Origin of the sequence: Sphingobacterium pedocola (genome assembly GCF_015209965.1) — a bacterium.
GTDB lineage: Bacteria > Bacteroidota > Bacteroidia > Sphingobacteriales > Sphingobacteriaceae > Sphingobacterium > Sphingobacterium pedocola.
Genome location: NZ_MU158694.1, coordinates 1 through 18,287, shown reverse-complemented (window position 1 = coordinate 18,287; position 18,287 = coordinate 1). Strand labels below are relative to the sequence as shown.

The 18,287-nt window shown below is 39.6% G+C and carries 16 protein-coding genes; 6 read left to right on the top strand and 10 right to left on the bottom strand.

Going from position 1 to position 18,287, the window contains the following annotated elements:
* Positions 1-143 precede the first annotated feature (143 nt).
* The 9 genes from C4F40_RS21470 to C4F40_RS21430 form a co-directional block, all read right to left on the bottom strand.
* Entirely contained in the window at positions 144-833 is a 690-nt protein-coding gene (locus tag C4F40_RS21470) for a response regulator transcription factor (RefSeq protein ID WP_196941480.1), read from the bottom strand.
* A gap of 161 nt (positions 834-994) precedes the next feature.
* A complete protein-coding gene (locus tag C4F40_RS21465; protein WP_196941479.1) occupies positions 995-2,386 on the bottom strand; it encodes a sensor histidine kinase in 1,392 nt (463 codons plus the stop codon).
* Between the two features lie 13 nt (positions 2,387-2,399).
* Positions 2,400-2,852, bottom strand: a complete 453-nt coding sequence (locus tag C4F40_RS21460) for an energy transducer TonB (protein ID WP_196941478.1) — start codon at positions 2,850-2,852, stop codon at positions 2,400-2,402.
* A 58-nt stretch (positions 2,853-2,910) separates the two neighbouring features.
* Positions 2,911-3,894, bottom strand: coding sequence for a hypothetical protein (locus C4F40_RS21455; RefSeq protein ID WP_196941477.1), 984 nt, complete (start codon positions 3,892-3,894; stop codon positions 2,911-2,913).
* Positions 3,895-3,924: 30 nt separating this feature from the next.
* The gene (locus C4F40_RS21450) at positions 3,925-6,036 is read right to left on the bottom strand and encodes a type IA DNA topoisomerase (protein ID WP_196941476.1); all 2,112 of its coding nucleotides are present in this window, start codon (positions 6,034-6,036) and stop codon (positions 3,925-3,927) included.
* Between the two features lie 83 nt (positions 6,037-6,119).
* A complete protein-coding gene (locus tag C4F40_RS21445; RefSeq protein ID WP_196941475.1) occupies positions 6,120-6,530 on the bottom strand; it encodes a PIN domain-containing protein in 411 nt (136 codons plus the stop codon).
* A complete protein-coding gene (locus C4F40_RS21440; RefSeq protein ID WP_140936864.1) occupies positions 6,527-6,781 on the bottom strand; it encodes a DUF6364 family protein in 255 nt (84 codons plus the stop codon). The genes C4F40_RS21445 and C4F40_RS21440 overlap by 4 nt, the downstream gene beginning before the upstream one ends.
* Before the next feature lie 113 nt (positions 6,782-6,894).
* The gene (locus tag C4F40_RS21435; protein ID WP_196941474.1) at positions 6,895-8,238 is read right to left on the bottom strand and encodes a deoxyguanosinetriphosphate triphosphohydrolase; all 1,344 of its coding nucleotides are present in this window, start codon (positions 8,236-8,238) and stop codon (positions 6,895-6,897) included.
* 642 nt (positions 8,239-8,880) lie between these two features.
* Positions 8,881-9,363 (bottom strand): hypothetical protein, encoded by a 483-nt coding sequence (locus tag C4F40_RS21430; RefSeq protein ID WP_196941473.1) that lies wholly within the window; start codon positions 9,361-9,363, stop codon positions 8,881-8,883.
* Positions 9,364-9,420: 57 nt separating this feature from the next.
* Here C4F40_RS21430 and C4F40_RS21425 point away from each other — a divergent pair, with 57 nt between their 5' ends.
* Positions 9,421-10,479 carry an aldose epimerase family protein gene (locus C4F40_RS21425; RefSeq protein ID WP_196941472.1) on the top strand — a complete coding sequence of 353 codons (1,059 nt, stop codon included), beginning with the start codon at positions 9,421-9,423 and terminating at the stop codon, positions 10,477-10,479.
* A 30-nt stretch (positions 10,480-10,509) separates the two neighbouring features.
* Here C4F40_RS21425 and argH read toward each other — a convergent pair whose 3' ends face one another.
* Positions 10,510-11,841 (bottom strand): argininosuccinate lyase, encoded by a 1,332-nt coding sequence (gene argH / locus C4F40_RS21420; protein WP_196941471.1) that lies wholly within the window; start codon positions 11,839-11,841, stop codon positions 10,510-10,512.
* Between the two features lie 159 nt (positions 11,842-12,000).
* On the opposite strand from argH, the gene C4F40_RS21415 reads away from it, so the two are divergent.
* The 5 genes from C4F40_RS21415 to C4F40_RS21395 all read left to right on the top strand — a co-directional run bounded on the left by C4F40_RS21415 (position 12,001) and on the right by C4F40_RS21395 (position 18,119).
* Positions 12,001-14,916 carry an alpha/beta hydrolase family protein gene (locus C4F40_RS21415; protein ID WP_196941470.1) on the top strand — a complete coding sequence of 972 codons (2,916 nt, stop codon included), beginning with the start codon at positions 12,001-12,003 and terminating at the stop codon, positions 14,914-14,916.
* A 417-nt stretch (positions 14,917-15,333) separates the two neighbouring features.
* Positions 15,334-15,705 carry a 30S ribosome-binding factor RbfA gene (gene rbfA / locus C4F40_RS21410; protein ID WP_196941469.1) on the top strand — a complete coding sequence of 124 codons (372 nt, stop codon included), beginning with the start codon at positions 15,334-15,336 and terminating at the stop codon, positions 15,703-15,705.
* A gap of 44 nt (positions 15,706-15,749) precedes the next feature.
* Complete coding sequence (aat, locus tag C4F40_RS21405) at positions 15,750-16,418, top strand: leucyl/phenylalanyl-tRNA--protein transferase (protein ID WP_196941468.1); 669 nt, start codon at positions 15,750-15,752, stop codon at positions 16,416-16,418.
* Positions 16,396-17,487 (top strand): aminotransferase class V-fold PLP-dependent enzyme, encoded by a 1,092-nt coding sequence (locus tag C4F40_RS21400; protein WP_231390172.1) that lies wholly within the window; start codon positions 16,396-16,398, stop codon positions 17,485-17,487. Before aat ends, C4F40_RS21400 begins: the two co-directional genes overlap by 23 nt.
* A complete protein-coding gene (locus C4F40_RS21395; RefSeq protein WP_196941466.1) occupies positions 17,472-18,119 on the top strand; it encodes a hypothetical protein in 648 nt (215 codons plus the stop codon). Before C4F40_RS21400 ends, C4F40_RS21395 begins: the two co-directional genes overlap by 16 nt.
* The last annotated feature ends 168 nt before the right edge of the window (positions 18,120-18,287 follow it).

Sequence of the window (18,287 nt, the reverse complement as noted above, 5' to 3'; positions counted from 1 at the left end):
ACGGACGCGCCTATTACACATGCATAATAGCACGTACTTCCAAAAAACTATATTGACTGTTGCGTTTACTAATTCGTTTTAGTAAAAATAAAGAGAAGAAAATAGAACCGTTGTTAATGAATTGTTAACGGTTACAATATAAATTATGAAGTTACCTGAAGTATGAACCCTTTACCGTAGACGGTCGAAAGTTTTACTTGTGTAGAATACTGGAGGAGCTTACGGATACGAGAAATAAATACGTCAAGACTCCTACCTAAAAAATAATCGTTTTCACCCCAGATGTTTATTAAAATCTGCTCGCGTGTAAGCATTACGTTGGAGTGCTGTACGAAGAGACTCCATAATTCGGCCTCGCGCGCGGTCAGGCTAACCTGATCTCCATTTGGAAATACAAGTTTTAACGCATCTTTAAAAAAAGTGATATCACCAATTAGCATAAAATCTTGAACAGTTGTTATGCCGCCTTGTCTTTTCAGAATATTTTTGATCCTTAGCAATAGTTCCTCTATGTCAAAAGGTTTACTAATATAGTCGTCTGCTCCTATTTTTAACCCGGTAAGACGATCCTCTTTATTATTCCGGGCAGTAAGAAACAGAAAACTTTGATTGTGGTTTATACTTAACATTTCCTGCACTAACGAAAATCCATCCATGCCCGGCAATGTTATGTCAATAAGTGCAAGAGCGAAATCGGGATTCAATGTATATGCCTCCAAGGCATTTTCCGCATTTTTATACCACACAATATCTAGTCCAGAGATTTCCAGATACTGTTTAGTTAGCATTCCCAAATCTATTTCGTCCTCTACAAATAACAACCTGTTTTTCATGTGCCTGTAATTACATTATTGCCGGCAAGCTTCGCTTACTCATTATGCTTTTCTACATCTCATTCACCGGAGTAGGGTCTTACTAATTCGAGCCCCTAACGGTACCTTATTAAAATAGTCTATCATTTTTAACAGCACGGTATATGCTGTGTAATAGCGATCTAATGCTTACCTAAAATAATAATGAACTCAGACCCCTTTCCAACCGTACTGTTTAACTTGATCCGCCACTTATGAAAGTCAACAATTTTCTTCACATAAAAAAGTCCTAATCCCAAGCCCGCTTTTTTTAACTGTCCAGACTCGCGGTAAAACTGGTCAAACACCTTGCTTTTTGCCTTTTCGCTAATTCCTGCGCCATTGTCGGAAATGGAAATTTGCAACTCACTATTAATGTTCTTTAACGAAACATCTATCCGTTTTTTAACACTTGTGTTAAATTTCACCGCGTTATCTAGCAAATTGAAAACAAGCGTAGTAAACAAAAACTCATTCAACAACACCGGCATTGCCGAGGGTCCTACGCGATCGTCGAAGTGGATCTCGACTTCACCGTTCTTGTTGATATTATAATCGTATAGAATCTGTCGTAGTAAATCCTGAATATCAAAATGATTCCTGTCAACAGAATCTTCTTCCAACTTTGTAACACTAATTGTTTGATTGATGAGACGCTGCAACCTTATCGATTGCCGTTGTATAACCGCATGGATCAACTGCAACTTATCGTCAGTGACTTGTAGGTTCTTTAACGATTGGTTCGCAACGATTATCGACGCTAAAGGCGTATTAAATTCATGCGTTACGCTATTCAAAAAATCAGTGGTCATCAATGACAGCTGTTTCTGCTTACGCCAGTTTTGATAGATCATGATATATACGATAATCACCATTGCTAAGCTGATCAACGAAAGCAGAAAGACAGGCAGCATCTGAAGCATTACATGTTTAGGCCTTGATTGATGGTCAACATACAATGCAAACGATATCCTGTACGTGTTGGGGTCAGGGCTACTAACGGTTACACGTGCTACCTCATTGTGCTTATTGAGGGTACGAAGATTTCCATCGATTGGAATATCGAGATACCCATCCTTATTCTGCTTAGCAAGTGGGATGTAGTTCACACCGTCCTTTGTAACACTTAACTCAAGTAACGTGACACCATGCAGAAGATCGTTATCGGTAAGATTATCCTGTAACAAAGCAGTGAAGAACGTGTCGTCCATAAGGCCATCACGTAAATCGTGTATCACCTTTTCATATATCGCGTCACTATAAGACAAAAATTCCTTTCTATTGCTATCGTATAAGATAGAAAGCGTATCTATTTCGTGTAGTAGTATGCTATTGATTATTCTCTTGCCTCCCGGGTAAACATAATCATTTACAATTCCCTCTCTATATTTTCTATTTAATAATTCCCTTTCCTCCGAAAAATATTGTGCATTTGTAATTTCGTATGTTGAAATCAGGAACTTGAATTGTAATAAAATTAGGAAAAAGAGTGTAGCAAAGGATAATATCTTGTATCTATTTTCAGTAATACGCATAATTAAGGATAACCTATTGTTCTTCCAGTATTGCTGTTACCGATTGTCTAAACCGCGTGCGAACGGGTTTACCTTCAACCAATCCAGGCCTCCATTTTGGCGATTTATTCATAACACGAATTGCTTCTTCCGCAAATTCGGGACTTATTTTATGTCGATTTACAATCTCCACGTCACAGACCTCGCCGTCTTCGCACACCGTAAATTCCAAGATAGCCGTTTGCCTAATTCCATAATCAACATAGGCTGTACTATCCATGGCATAAATTGCTTGTCGAATGTCTAAATTCCGGCTGAGGAATTCATTCCACCTTTTAACTCCTCCCCTAAATTGAGGGTAGACATCGACATGCTCAACTACTGATGTATCTTGTAAAAAGAACATTATTTTAGAAACAGGAATATCGCCTTTAGCTGTAAAACTTAGCAACACGCAACTGCACATACCTACCCAAAACCATTTCATAACCATCTCCTTTGCTCTAATAACGTTCAATTCCTCAAGTTACGAACATTCCATCAGATTAATTCAGTGGCAAATCAATTTTTTCTCTAAAATTATTTTGATCATCCGTTAGAAAAGTCATCGGATACTCGGGGTTCTTGATAATTTCAAACAAAAGATAGCCCCAAGGTTTCCAAAAATTTTCCAACACTTGTCCATAGGTTTTCACGACCCAGTTGTCGAAAATCGGTTTCAACGTAAAGTCGTTTAAAGGCATAGGTTCGACGAAAACTTTCTGTGGAGTTTCCATATAAGTATAGTCAGGCAAGCGGTTAAAAAGGTAGGCCGAATAAAAATAACGGGCACATATTTCTTCAAATTGTATGGGATGCAACTTGTGTCCCGCTACTTTTTCTAATGCCTCTTCATGATAGACGCTATGTGTACCGTTGTCTTGTAATGTCGCTATTATAGCAAAATCGTTCATCCGTAGAGAGAATACCAGGGTATTGATTTCATCTCGATACAAAAAAGTTTCCGGTGGGTTTTCTACGGGAAAAACCTGAATGCTAAACGGATTTTTATGTTCAAATTCCATCGGTACTACAATGGATTGTAACATCGCATGAAGATTGCGAAACTTATGTACCAAAGCTTGCGAAAAGTTCATGGCTTCGCCCGACAACGAAGCCTGACGGATACCTACTTGTATCTCGTTAAAGACTACACCATATAAAATTTTGGAAACCCATTGAAACAACGTAATGTCATCTAATTTCTTTACCGCGTCAAATCCTCGTCCCATAGCCTGCTCCACTTGTCTTTCTACGCTTTCAAAAGCCGATGCAGCCGAAGCCGAACAGGGAAGTTGCAATTGTTTATAAGTCAGAAAACTTTCATCCAACATTTTAAAAGGCTTCCCTTCCAGATCAAAGGCACGCATCATCCAAAAAGGAAAAACTTGTATCTGTTCATCGGGAGACTGCAACTCTTGCCCTGTGAGGAAGCAGGTTTTATTATCAAATTTAAAATCTAAAAACGGGTTGTAAAGTTTTGTCGCCATATCGTGCACAAAGGTACAGGTTTCAAGACACTATCCCACATTCACTTTAAAATTTTCAAAAACTAGAGGTGCATCAACTATATTCCCCTCTTTGGTCTTCACCCCTTTAAGTTCAGAAGTTTTGCCTTTTTCCAATAAGTTTTTCATCTCTTTCTCCTCCAACAAAACTCCGTTTAATACGCGCCAAATTTTAAAATCGCAACCTCTTGCGTAATGATCACATTGAGCGACCTTTTCATAAAGCAAAATAGAACCGGCTTGACATTTTGGACATTTAATTTTTCCTTTTTGTAGAGGTTTTACCTCCTCTTGCGCAATTGAGATGCGAAGCTGCAATAGCTCTTTTGTGATCTTGGCCGTATAATCCTTAATGTGCTTCATAAACACATCATACGAAACTTTATTCGCACGCATTTCTTCCAATTTCTGTTCCCATTTACCTGTCAAGGTCACTTTTGAAATGGAACGGTCTTTCACCAGGTTATAAACCGTCAATCCCTTTTCGGTAGGAATCAATTTCTTCTTATCGCGTTTGATATAATCACGTTGGAATAATGTTTCAATCGTTGCTGCACGCGTAGCAGGTGTACCAAGTCCACAATCTTTCATGGCCTGCCGCATCTCATCATCTTCGATCTCCTTTCCTGAGGTCTCCATAGCTTTCAGCAAAGAAGCTTCGGTATGGATCGGCCGGGCTTTCGTAAACCGCTCCGCCAATTCTAAGGAGCGTATTTCCAATAATTCTTCACTGGCAAGCTTTGGAAGTTGCGCGTTTTCGTTGTCCTGATCATCTGCATTTTTATCTTCGTCAGGCAATTCCACTTGATCTGCAGATAAGCGCCAGCCAAACTGACGTATAACGGTTCCCTTTGCGATTAATTCCACCCCGTGCGCGTCAATGGTTACTGTGGTGATATCTTTCAAACAAATTTCTGAAAAACTTTCCACCATGCGCTTAGCAATCATATTGTAGATGTTTTGCTGTTCTTTGACCATCGGTCCCGGCTTTTCCTCTGTCACCAGTAAAGCATGGTGATCCGTTACTTTTTTATCATCGACCGACCGTTTGTTCAGCTTCGCACCTATCAGATTACGCGAAATCGCGGCTATACTTTCTTCAGCTGTATCGGCTAAATGCTGGAATAGCTCTTCGATGTTTTCGAAAACGTCCTCTCCGATGTACCGGGAACCGGTACGTGGATAGGTAATCACTTTTTTTTCATAAAGTGTTTGCGCAATACTTAACGTTTGATCTGCCGAATAACCAAATTTCTTGTTCGCATCCTGCTGTAACGAAGTCAAATCAAACAGCAACGGAGGGGGTTCTTTGGTTTCTTTGGCTTCAACTTTTATAACTTTTGCTTGCGAACCAACCGTTATCTTTGAAATAGCTTCTTCTGCGACTTCCCGCCTCTCAATCTTGTCTGAGGTTGCCTTAAATTTAATGTTATCCTTTTCAAACCCCGCTTGTATCTTAAAAAATGCCTGTGGCTTGAAGTCCTTATTCTCCAAATAACGCGAACAGATCATCGCTAAAGTTGGCGTCTGTACCCGTCCCAATGAAAGCAGACCTCGGTTACCCGCTGCTAAAGTAATTGCTTGTGTGGCGTTGATACCAATCAACCAATCAGATTCCGAACGCGAACGGGCAGACATATACAGGCTGTCATATTCCGTTCCTTCTTTAAGTTTCGCAAAACCTTCTTTGATTGCTTTGTCTGTTTGGGAGGAAATCCAAAGCCTCTTGAAAGGAACTTTAGACCCCAGATAATAATAAATATTACGAAAAATCAATTCCCCTTCTCGTCCAGCATCCGTAGCCACAATGATTTCGTCAGCCTCATCCAGCAACCTCTTAATCGTATTCAGTTGCTTCAGGGCTCCGGCATCATCGAGCTGCTTTCCATCCTTCCGGATTTTTTTTGCTTCCAAACGAAACTGTTGGGGAATAATTGGGAGATTGGAAACCGACCAAGTATTGTAACCATAGGCCTGAGGAGTACACAATTGCACCAAATGTCCAAAAGCATAGGTAAATGCATAGCCATTGCCAGCAATGTATCCATCTTTCACTTCCTTTGCACCCATCACACGAGCCAGATCCCGAGCCACTGAAGGCTTTTCCGCTATTACAACTTTCATTTTTTTTTTAGTACTATTGAATTGAGTAGTGCATAGTGCGATTTGAGACACTATTCGCACATCGAAATACGCATGTCGCGCTTCTATATATATTTCAAAAAGGTTTCACAATTCTGCACCGGAATTTCTGAAAAATAAAAATCCGAAACATCTTCCGATATAATCATTTCGCAAGCCGAGCGAAGTGCCGCATAATATTCCAGCCCGTCTTCAAAATCATGGATGGCAGTATTTTCAACGGTCGATCGTACCGCATCCATATCCGTTGTAGTAATCTCCAATTTTTCGGACAACACTGCAACTTTGCTTTTGGCTTGCAGGGTACCGCTTTTCTTTTCAGCAAAGTAAAAGGCGATAGCGAGACAGATGGGAGAAGTATAAATCGTATATCCCGGATTGTCCGACAGGCTTAAAATACGCGCAGCATATGGAAACAAGGGGTATTGCCTGTTCAACACCGCCACAATCACATTGGCATCGACAAAAATTCTCATTTCTTGGCATTATAAAACTCGGATTTCAGCCGTTTGCGGGAAGGGGTCTTTGTATATTCTATGCCTTCTTCGGCGATGGTATTGATCCAATCCGAAATTGGTAATTCATCCAGCGATTTATAATTATCAGAAGTTATCTGTTTGTATATAAACTCGGTGAGACGGGACAGGCTCACGCCATTTTTTGTAGCAAAAGCTTTGGCTTCTTTTATAACCTGCTCGTCAAATGACAACGTGATTTTAGCATCCATAATATACTCCTTTCGGTATTAGTTTTACAACGTATTTCTATACGACAAAAATAAATTTTTTATACGTAAAAAACAAATATAGTATTGAGATATGCGTATTGAGACGCTTGTGTTTATAAAGACGGTATTGAAATACCTTTCATCTTCCGATACAAATCTACGGCATAGATATCGGTCATCCCGGAGACATAATCTAATACGGCACGGATTTTCGAATACGTATCCGTTCTATCAGTATGAAATTGTTGCGGAATCATGGCAACGATCTTTTTATCAAAGTGACCTTTATCCACTTTCAAATAAGCGGGGATAAATTCTTCCAGCAAGGCATTCATTACTTTGAAACCCGCTATTTCTATCTGTACTACTGTTGGTGCATTATAAATGCGCTTTACCGATATTTCTTCTATTCGCTTCATCTGCGCAACTATTTGCGGATCTAATGCATCGATCAGTGGCCTTTCAAATGTGCCGGCTAAAAACTTATCCTGATTTCTGGCAAAAACTCCTGCACAGCCATTGATCAGGGTGTTGATCGCTTTAGCCCGCAGCAATTCCACCCGGCTACCACTATCCGCCAATCCAGCTAACCGACTTCTCAGATCTCCGTCTCCGCATAAAGGTAACAGCAATTCCTCTACCTCCTCATAGGAAAGTATTTTCAGATGATGCGCGTCTTCAAGATCGATGATATTATAGCAGATATCGTCAGCCGCCTCCACCAAATATACCAATGGATGGCGCAAGTAGCCATGTGGGTTAGTGGGATCTTTCTCCAAGCCCAGTTCGGCTACTATTTTTTCAAAAGCCTCTTTCTCTGAATCGAAAAAACCATATTTCTTACGGTGATGATTGCCTTTAACGTGTCCATCTATAGCCGCACAAGGATACTTCACGATGGAAGCCAACGTAGCATAAGTCAACGCAAAGCCTTTACCATCTTTTCCATTAAAAGGATGTGTCAAAATTCGCAAGGCATTTGCATTACCTTCAAAATGGGTTAGATCTGCCCACTCTTCTTCGGTCATTTCCTTTTGATAGTTCTGTCCTTTTCCTTCGGTAAAAAAAGACGATATGGCAGCTTCACCTGAGTGTCCAAAGGCGGGATTCCCTAAATCGTGGGATAAACATGCTGCTGAAACAATATTCCCTACTTCCTGCAAAAAAGGATAGTCCGTATCGAGATCCGGATTCTGCTGTTTCATGAGATTATAAAACAGCCTTCCCAACGATCGTCCTACACTAGCTACCTCTAGACTATGGGTCAACCTGTTATGCACAAATACCGCTCCCGGAAGTGGGAAAACCTGTGTTTTATTCTGTAAACGACGAAATGGAGAGGAGAAAATCAACCGATCATAATCTCGTTGAAATTCAGAACGTGCATCAAATTGATCATTCGGTATACGCGCTTCATAGCCCCATCGTTTTGCAGATAACAGTTGTTTCCAGTTCATGTAATATTCGGATTTTGCTGAGCAAACTTAGATAAAATGCCTTTATCTCAATCAAAATATTTAAAAAAAGGTTTGTAATTGAGCCAATATTCAGGGGTACAAAAATCCGCTTTGGCTCAGAAACAAACCTTTTCTTCATAAAAAAACACCTATTCTCAACCAAAAATATAGGCTAAAAGAACTTTAAACCCGCTTTTTTAGCTAAAAAAACTAGCAATACCCAAAAAGCTCACTTCTAGGTGTTTTGTTAAAAAAGCTAGGTGTTTTGTTTCGAACGCTAGGTGTTTTATTCTAAGAGGTAGCTGTTCTGTTTCGAAAGCTAGCTGTTCCGTTCCGAAGGCTAGGTATTTGGCCCTAAACGCTAGCTATCTTGTTCTAAAAGCTAGGCTTTCTATTCTGAAGACTAGGTGTTTCGTTCTAACTCCTAGCTATTCTGTTTCGAAAGCTAGGTCTTCTATTCTAAAAGGTAGCTGTTTTTTTCTGAAAGGTAGGTGAAAATACAAAACAGCTAGATGGCAGCACAAAAAACCTAGCTAAAAACATGAAACACCTAGCTTGCCCCAAAGAAAGCCCAGGTCGCAAATTAAAATACCTAGCTATTTCCCTCTACAGTGTTACGATGAGTCCTATGCTCAATTGTAATTACTGCGAAACGCGGTTCTTCCGCCAAGATAATAATCCAGCAAGAAGATTGACAACATAAATCATTTGCCCCAGCAATAGTATAACAAACAAAATAGCGAAGTTTCGTCTTACCGCAGCGTGTCTATCCATTAATTGATGCCACTCACCATCCGAACTAAACTCTACCAACTGCAGTTTGGCGTAGTATGAAGAATCGTAGTAACAATATACCGTCAACGAAATACAGAGACAGGTGTACAATAGTACATGTGCCGAAGTCCAATTAGCCAAATACATCCATTTTAGTGTAAGTTGATAAAGCAGCGCCCAGCTAAATGAAAAGATAAACAGTATGTTGAACACTTGATTTAGATCAAAAACAAGAAAAGAGAGCGAACCTTGAACTGTAGCCGAATACGATTTACCGATACCTAATCCATATAACACAAGAAATAGCAAGCCGTAAAAATAGAATACGTAAAAGGTTTTTTGATGAACCATAATATAATTCAATAATAACTTAAAAATACGTATTTTTATGTCATTAAATAATATATTATGACAACTTATTCCCTGCCCGAGCCTTCGAACTTTGTACGCAACATACAAGGCAACAATACGCATTTAATTGTCTTGACGAATCCCGCAGGTATGCAAGTCGCATTGACGGACTATGGTGCTCGTTTAGTAAGTGCGTTGGTACCAGACAAACGCGGAAACTTAGTGGATGTTGTTCTCGGCTTTGATTCCATAGATGGATACCTTCATGCGCAAGAAAAATATCACGGCGCAACGATTGGACGTTTCGGAAATAGAATAGCAAATGGAAAATTTAGTCTGGATGGCCAAGACTACACCTTAGCGCAAAATAACGGCACAAACAATCTCCATGGTGGCGAGGGGGGATTTCATTCGAAAGTGTGGGACAGACAGGTGAGTTTCAAACAAAAAGTAGATTTTTATTACGTTTCGCCCGATGGTGAAGAAGGTTTTCCCGGCGAAGTAAAACTCAACGTATGCTATGAACTGACGAACGAAAATGAGATTATCATCCGTTTTAGAGCCACAACTAATAAGCCTACCGTGATCAACTTGACGAACCACGCATATTTCAATCTCAATGGTGAAGGTAATGGCGATATTCTAGGTCATGTTCTTCAAATTCCATCGACACACTTTCTTCCAATTGATGATAATCAGATTCCTTTTGGCAAAGAATCTTCGGTAGAAAATACACCTTTTGACTTCAGAGGTTCAAAAAAAGTTTCGGAGGATATTGATCAAGAAGATCAGCAAATAAAAGCAGGCAGCGGATATGATCACACCTTTATAAATCCAAGCTCATTACCTGAAGTCGCCGCTACCGCATATGCTGAAGACTCTGGTATCCAACTCCAAGTGTACACTACCGAACCCGGCATTCAATTGTACACCGGTAATTTCTTATCTGATGATGTGGGGAAGTCTGGAAATAAATACGTGAAACGGGGTGGATTTTGCTTCGAAGCGCAGCACTATCCAGATAGCCCAAACCAACCGAATTTCCCAAATGTTATATTACGACCTGGAGAAGAATTTCAATCACAGATCAGCTATAAGTTTAATATCGTAAAATAAGAAATTCGGCCTTTTAGGAGGCCGAATTTCTTATTTTATCAACTCCGCCAGTGCCGCATCTACTTTTTCAAATCCAAAACCGGCTTTTGCCTCATTAAACATCCGCTGAATTTGGTCATTGCATAAGTTACCTATACTTCCTTCATGCGTGTGATGTACCTCCTTAGATGGCTTAAAAGTTCCATCCTCAATCGCCAAACCGATATTCTTATACGCTTCCCGAAATGGAACTCCTTTTAACACTTCATTGTTTACAACTTCTACGCTGAAAAGATAGTCGTATTTTGGGTCATCCAACACATTCTCTTTTACCGTGATATGCTCGAGCATAAATTTAGCGATTTCCAAACAGTCACTCAACGATTGAAATGCTGGAAACAGATTCTCTTTCAACAGCTGCAAATCGCGGTGATATCCTCCCGGAAGATTTGTCGTCATCAGGGCAATCTCATTTGGTAAAGCCTGAATTTTATTGCAGCGCGATCGAATCAATTCAAATACATCCGGATTTTTCTTGTGGGGCATGATACTCGATCCTGTCGTAAGATTTGCAGGAAATGAGATAAATCCAAAGTTTTGATTTATAAACAACGTCACATCCATTGCAAACTTTGCTAAAGTTGCAGCAACAGAGCTCATCGCCTGTGCTAAGATACGTTCTGTCTTCCCCCTACCCATTTGTGCATATACCACATTGTAATTTAATTCGTCGAAGCCCAACAACGTCGTCGTCATGGTACGATCCAAGGGGAACGAAGAACCGTAGCCGGCAGCCGACCCCAGGGGATTTTTATTGCAAACCCGCCATGCAGCCCTCATCATTTCCAAATCATCCACTAAACTCTCCGCATATGCACCAAACCATAAGCCGAAGGAAGAGGGCATCGCGATTTGCAAATGTGTATATCCGGGAATCAAAACATCTTTATGCTGATTACTTAACGTAATCAATTGTTCGAAGAGAATTGTTATTTGTCCGACTAGATGTTGAATTTCAGAACGAAAGTAGAGCTTCAAATCCACCAAAACTTGATCATTTCTAGAGCGACCTGAATGGATTTTCTTCCCAGCATCACCTATACGTTTTGTCAATAACATTTCTATCTGAGAATGCACATCTTCCACCGAATCTTCAATCACAAAATTACCCTGTTCGATTTCGCTATAGATATGTTTTAATTCAACCTGCACTACAGCCAGTTCCTCTGCTGTCATTAATCCAATAGCATTCAACATGCGTGTATGCGCCAATGACCCTAACACGTCAGCTGTCGCCAAATGCATATCCATGGCCCTATCATTCCCTACAGTAAATGATTCAACAAAGGAATCTACATCAATATTTTTCTGCCAGATTTTCATCAATTTGTCTTTTTTAATGGTTGATGAGATCGGTATATTTAAATCTCCCGAGCAAAAATACCATTTCCAACGTAAAATCTTCCATACAAATACAACCATTTAATACATCATTCTTTAATTTAGCTAAATTTACGACCGACAATTAATATAACATCTTCTATGAACATCAAAACTTTCCTTTTTCTTTGTTTACAAGTCGTCTGGCTGACAAATTACGCACAAGAAAGCAAAACACCGATCAGCTGGAAAGATATTCCGTCTTGGTCTTATATCCGGATGAACGGTATGCAATATACAAACGACGGCAAATGGGCCGCGTTTGTTTCCGGCCCTACTCTCGGAGACCTCAATCTTACGTTGCGAAAAACACTTGACACGACTGCTTATCGTTATAAGATCGGCGGACAAGCAAGTCTTATCGAGTTCAACTATGACAGTAAATACATTGCTTTTTTTGAATCACCGAGTTACAAAGACATCAAAGCCAATGAGAAAGCTAAAAAGCCAATCTCAAAAAAACTAAAAATCGTTGCGCTCTCGGATACAGCTTCCATTGTTTTTGACAATGTACAGTCGGTCCAATTTTCAAATGAAGATGGCAAATGGATAGCTGTTCGTTTTTCAAAAAATGCCGGTAGACCCGACGGCTCACAAGCAGAATCCGGAAAAGGAAGCGACTTACTCCTTTATAATTTGGAGAATAAAAAGAGCTTTAATCTCGGGAATGTTAGTGATTTCAAGTTCAATAGATCGGGACAGTACCTTGCATATACCGTCGATGCAGATGGAAAAAACGGAAACGGGGTTTTCCTTTTAGAGCTAAAAACAGGCGTAAATTCCGTCCTGCAGAATGATAAAGCGAATTATACTAAAATCAATTGGGATAAAGAGGGTACAGCATTTGCCTTACTTAAATCAAAGAAAGACAAAAACTATAAAGAGCCCATTTACACGCTAATTGGGGTTAAAAATATCAAAGGAGATCAAAGGGAGCTATTTACCTATACGGGTTTAGATGAAAACCAAATTACAGCCGGATACGGTATAAGTCAAAATAGTATTCCGTACTGGAGTAAAGATCTAAGCACAATATTCTTTGGTATCGCCAAAATCGAGAAGGTAGAAGACAAAAGATCAGGCGAAGCTAAAATTGACAGTGTTGCAAAAGACAGTACGGATCAAAAGATAACTCTAGCGAAGGACACGGTAGCGATTGACACAACGTCCGCGAAAGTCGCAAACGCCGCCCCTAAAAAACAAAACGACAGTGACAAAAAAGACTTAGAAAAGCCAGATATGATTATTTGGAATTGGCAAGACAAAAGGCTACAATCCAGCCAACGTAATCAGTTAGAATCCGACAAAAACTATGTGGTTATGAGCGCGCTGTATGTTAAAGACAATAGATTCACTTCCTTAGCAGATAGTAATGTGCGTTCTATCGCACTTGCCCCTACGCAACAAATTGGCTATGGACTGGATTTCAAGCCATATGAACTCGAGTCAAGCCTCAGCGGACAACGTTATGCCGATCTATATATCATTGACGTAAAAACGGGTGGTAGAAAACTGGGGATAGAGAAATTATATCTAAATGCGGCACGAAGTATAAGTTTTTCACCATCGGCTGATTACCTACTTTATTATCACGATGGCAATTATTACTCACTACATATTGCTACCTTAGAAAAAACCAATCTCACCGAAAAGATCCCGACTTCATTTATTGACGCTTTTGACGACCACAATGTCTCAAAGCCCGCTACTTCGAATTTCGGTTGGACCCAAGATGGAAAATACGTTCTTCTAAAAGACAATTACGACCTTTGGAAGGTTTCAGCAGATGGAAAAAACTACATCAGTCTGACCGATAACTGGAAGGCCAGAAAACTAACCCCCGCTCGTTATAATAAAATTTATGAGGATGATGAATTTATTGATCTAAAGAAAGATCAATATTTTACGATCTTCGACGATAATACGAAACAATCGGGAATCGCTCTGCTGTCGGCCAATAAACATACATTAGAAGTTTTATCATTAACGGATATATCTGTTGGACTATTTAACAAAACCAAAAACGGTGATCGGTTTTTCTACAGCAAAGAAAAGAGCAATGAATCCCCTGAGCTCTTCACGAGTGCGGACAAATCACTAAAAGATGAATTGAAATTAACCTCAAACACACCAGATATGGAAAAATTTGCTTTTTCATCTGGATCGAGATTAATTAGCTACGTAAATGATTTTGGAGATACCTTACAGGCTACGTTGTTTTTACCGGCAGATTATGTGGAAGGCAAAGCATATCCTACCATAACCTATATCTACGAAAGATTAACCGATGGGACGAACACCTATTCCAATCCGGCTTTTCCCGGTGGCGGGTTTAATAGGGCCGTATATAATAGTAATGGCTACGCAGTGTTAATGCCGGATATTACATACAAGCTCAACGACCCCGGAATGTCGGCCGTAGCTTGCGTGGTACCGGCTGTTAAAGCCGCTATAGCAACAGGCATAGTGGATGGGGATAAAGTAGGATTACAAGGACATTCATGGGGTGGCTACCAAACCTCATTTTTGATCACGCAGACAGACATCTTTAAAGCGGCCGTAGCAGGAGCTCCTTTAACGAATATGATCAGCATGTATAGTTTGATTTATTGGAATTCTGGTTCTACGAATCAAAGTATATTTGAATCCAGTCAAGGTCGTTTGACAACAGGATATTGGGATAACTGGGATGCCTTTGCGAGAAATTCTCCTGTTTATCATATCAAAAAGGTAAACACGCCTTTGGTCATTATGCACAATGATAAAGATGGTGCTGTAGATTACACGCAGGGTATTGAATATTTTAACGGACTTCGTCGACTCAATAAACCCGTAGTAATGCTCACCTATAACGGTGAAAATCACGGGCTCCGTAAAGAAGTAAATCAAAAGGATTATGCCGTGCGTATGATGGAGTTCTTTGACCATTATCTTAAAGCAAGTGAATCACCAGATTGGTGGTCCAAAGGTATTGACTACATTGATCTACCAAAGCACCTTGAAGAAAGGGCTTTCTAACATGACGCGTAAACGGGGTAATATAAAATCTCGCTATTTATATGGCTTCAAGGAGCCGAAACGTACTTTATAAGTAATCACTCACTTTTTTTTAAAAAACATCTTTGCGGTAAGAAATTATATATCTATGTTTGTATCACAAGGGAGATGAAAATTATAAGAAAAGTGAGTTAATACTCACAGACCTTATGACCGAGAGATAAACAAACTAAATGATGATAGACCTCAAAGTCTTAAAACTTGAACAAGAAATTATTCTATCCAGTTATAAACTATTTTTTTGATTAAGACCTGTCAATGCCCACGACAGGTCTTATTTTTTATTTAATCCATGTCATCCCTTTGTTGCTTACTAAATTAGTATATTTGTAATATAACATAGAAAATAGCTGCTTTATTTAACACAATCTAACAGGCATGGGAACAGAAAGCAAAAGACAGCAACGCTTTTCAGGCGTTATTCAGCAAGATTTAGCCGAACTATTTCAACGCGATGGAAAAACTTGGGCACCAGGTGCATTCATTACGGTGACTCGAGTACGCGTAACACCGGATTTAGCCATAGCTCGCGTATATCTTAGTTTTCTAAATACCACGACGGCTAAGGATGACATCGCTAACATTAAAAAGAGAACAAACGAGATACGTTATAAACTAGGCCTCAAGATTAAGAACCAAACACGTGTGGTTCCTCAATTAGAGTTCTTTTTGGACGACACAAATGAATATGTCGAACACATGGATAAATTATTCGATGAAATAAGTAAAGAAGATAGACAGCCAGATTAATTCATCCATACGGTCTCTCTGCTAGACGAAGATTCTTTAAATACATGATTTTTGAATTAGAAAGCGAGAATTTGTCCTTTCCCCATCCTAAGTATGCTGAAGATGATGGACTGTTAGCAATTGGTGGCGACCTAACTCCCAAAAGACTGCTCACTGCATATAAGAATGGTATATTTCCTTGGTATTCGGATGATTCTCCAATTCTTTGGTATGCTCCGCATAGTCGATTCATTTTACATCCGAATCAGCTTAAAGTCAGCAAGAGTATGAAAAAGATCCTGGCGGCCACTTTGTTTCGTTTCACATACAATACTGCTTTCCAGGAGGTTATTGGAAATTGTTCCAACATTCACCGCAAAGATCAGGATGGAACTTGGATTATCGCTGATATGCGAAAAGCATATACTGAGCTTCATCGTCTAGGATTTGCCCATAGCATAGAAGTTTGGAAAGACAACGAGTTGGTAGGAGGATTATATGGCGTATTGGTGGGAACGGTATTTTGTGGAGAAAGCATGTTCTCTAAAGTTTCAAATGCTTCCAAAGCAGCATTCATATTCTTAGTCCAAAATTTTCGATTGGAATTAATAGACTGTCAAGTCCATACATCACATTTAGAAAGCATGGGTGCCGTCTATATGCCACAACAACAATATCTTGATATTTTACAACAACAAACCTTGAATGCAGATGGACTACAACGAACATTTTGATGTACCAGAAAATATAATCTATCTAAACACGCCAGGAAATGGATTAATGCCCAAAAGCCATCACATTTGGAGGCAACATCGGGATGCCGCGTTTTTTGCACCTTCCGGTATGCTGCGTGAACAACAAGGCGAATTTATTACCGAAGTCAAAAAAGACATTGCTGAATTATTTCATTGCAGCACCGATCGGACATTTTGTGTACCTAACTTTTCATTTGGATTCAACACCCTCATTGAAGGTTTCTCCGCAGATACTAGCTTCGCATTAATCTCTGAGGATTATCCTTCACTTAATTATCCTATTATAAGTAGGGGATTCCCACATTTTTATATCGAAGCGAATGAAAATCTAGAAGAAAACATCTTCAATGCTGTTACGGAGAATAAACCGAATGTATTACTATTAAGTATCGTCCAATATATTACAGGTCTAAAAGTGAATTTAGATTTCATCAAAAAGTTAAAGGTGGCGTTCCCAGATCTTATAATCATTGGCGACGCGACTCAATTTTTAGGAACAGAACCCTTTGATTTCGATAATTCCGGATTTGACGCTGTAGGCACCAGTGGTTATAAATGGATGATGGCAGGATTTGGCAATGGTTTTTTGATGATATCAAAAGATCTTGCGTCAAAAATTTATGAGGATGCGCAGTCCCGTCCTCGTCCGCAAGAGGGTATGTGGGCCAAAAAATCAATTTTGGATACTTATTTCGAACCGGGGCACCAAGATACGTTAAGTCACGGTACATTACAGCAATCTATTCGATTTTTGAAAGGGATCGGATTAGAGAATATACAACAGCATATTCATCGATTGAGCATGTTGGCATATGACGAACTTACAAGTAGAGACCTTATTCTTCCATTTATAAAAACAAAAGAAATAAAATCATCTTTAATCAACATACAAATACCCCAAGATTTCTACCCGGCCCTTCTGGCTGACGGACTCAAATGTTTTCCACGGGGAACGGGGATACGTATCGGTATACACCTGTACAATAACGAAATCGATATCGAAAAATTAATACAGTTAATAGACAAACACACATGGAATTCAAAATAGGAGATTTAGTACGATTTGTAGACGAACCGATTGAGGGACATATTACGTCTCTACAAGCCAATGATATAATTGGTGTAACAGATGACACTGGTTTCGAAATCCCTGTACTAAAAACGAAGATCACCTTGGTACACGGCAACATGCGTTTACCCGAAGACGACATTGAAGATAGCTCACCAAGTGTACAGGGACCTTTTATGGACAAGGGTATATATCTGGCGGTAGCGGGCGAGCAAAAAGATGGTTTAGCCAAATTTTACATGATCAATGAGACTTCTTTTGAGTTGCTTGTTAGTATATCGGAGATTTCAGGTTCCAAAACGACAGGTATATTTGCCAATAGTATCCCGAAAAATGATTACGCACAAGTGTACACTGCAAATTTTTCGGCAGTAGGGAAATGGCCCACTTTTCAATTTCAACTCATCCGCCATTCGCGCAGCCAACAGACGCAAACCCAACCGCTAAGTAAGGAATTAAGGGTAAAGCCCCTGGATTTGATTAACTCCAAAGAGATAAATAATATACTTGGCGAAAAGGTGTGGCTATTTGAATTGGATAAAAAAGAAGAGAATATTGGATTGGATAAATTAAAATCGCATTTTATATCCCATCGGCCAAATAAAAAATAAACGTTCTTTTTCGTCTCACGCCGAAGTGGATCAACCAAATTTCCGAGAGAGGTTGTTAAGGTTAAAGGAAGGTTTATTTTAATCATTTTTTTTTGCCCTCATCGGCGGGCGGCTCTCCTTCTTTTGCTTGGTCAAAAGAAGCAAAAACCAAGACTTGGTCAATGTTAC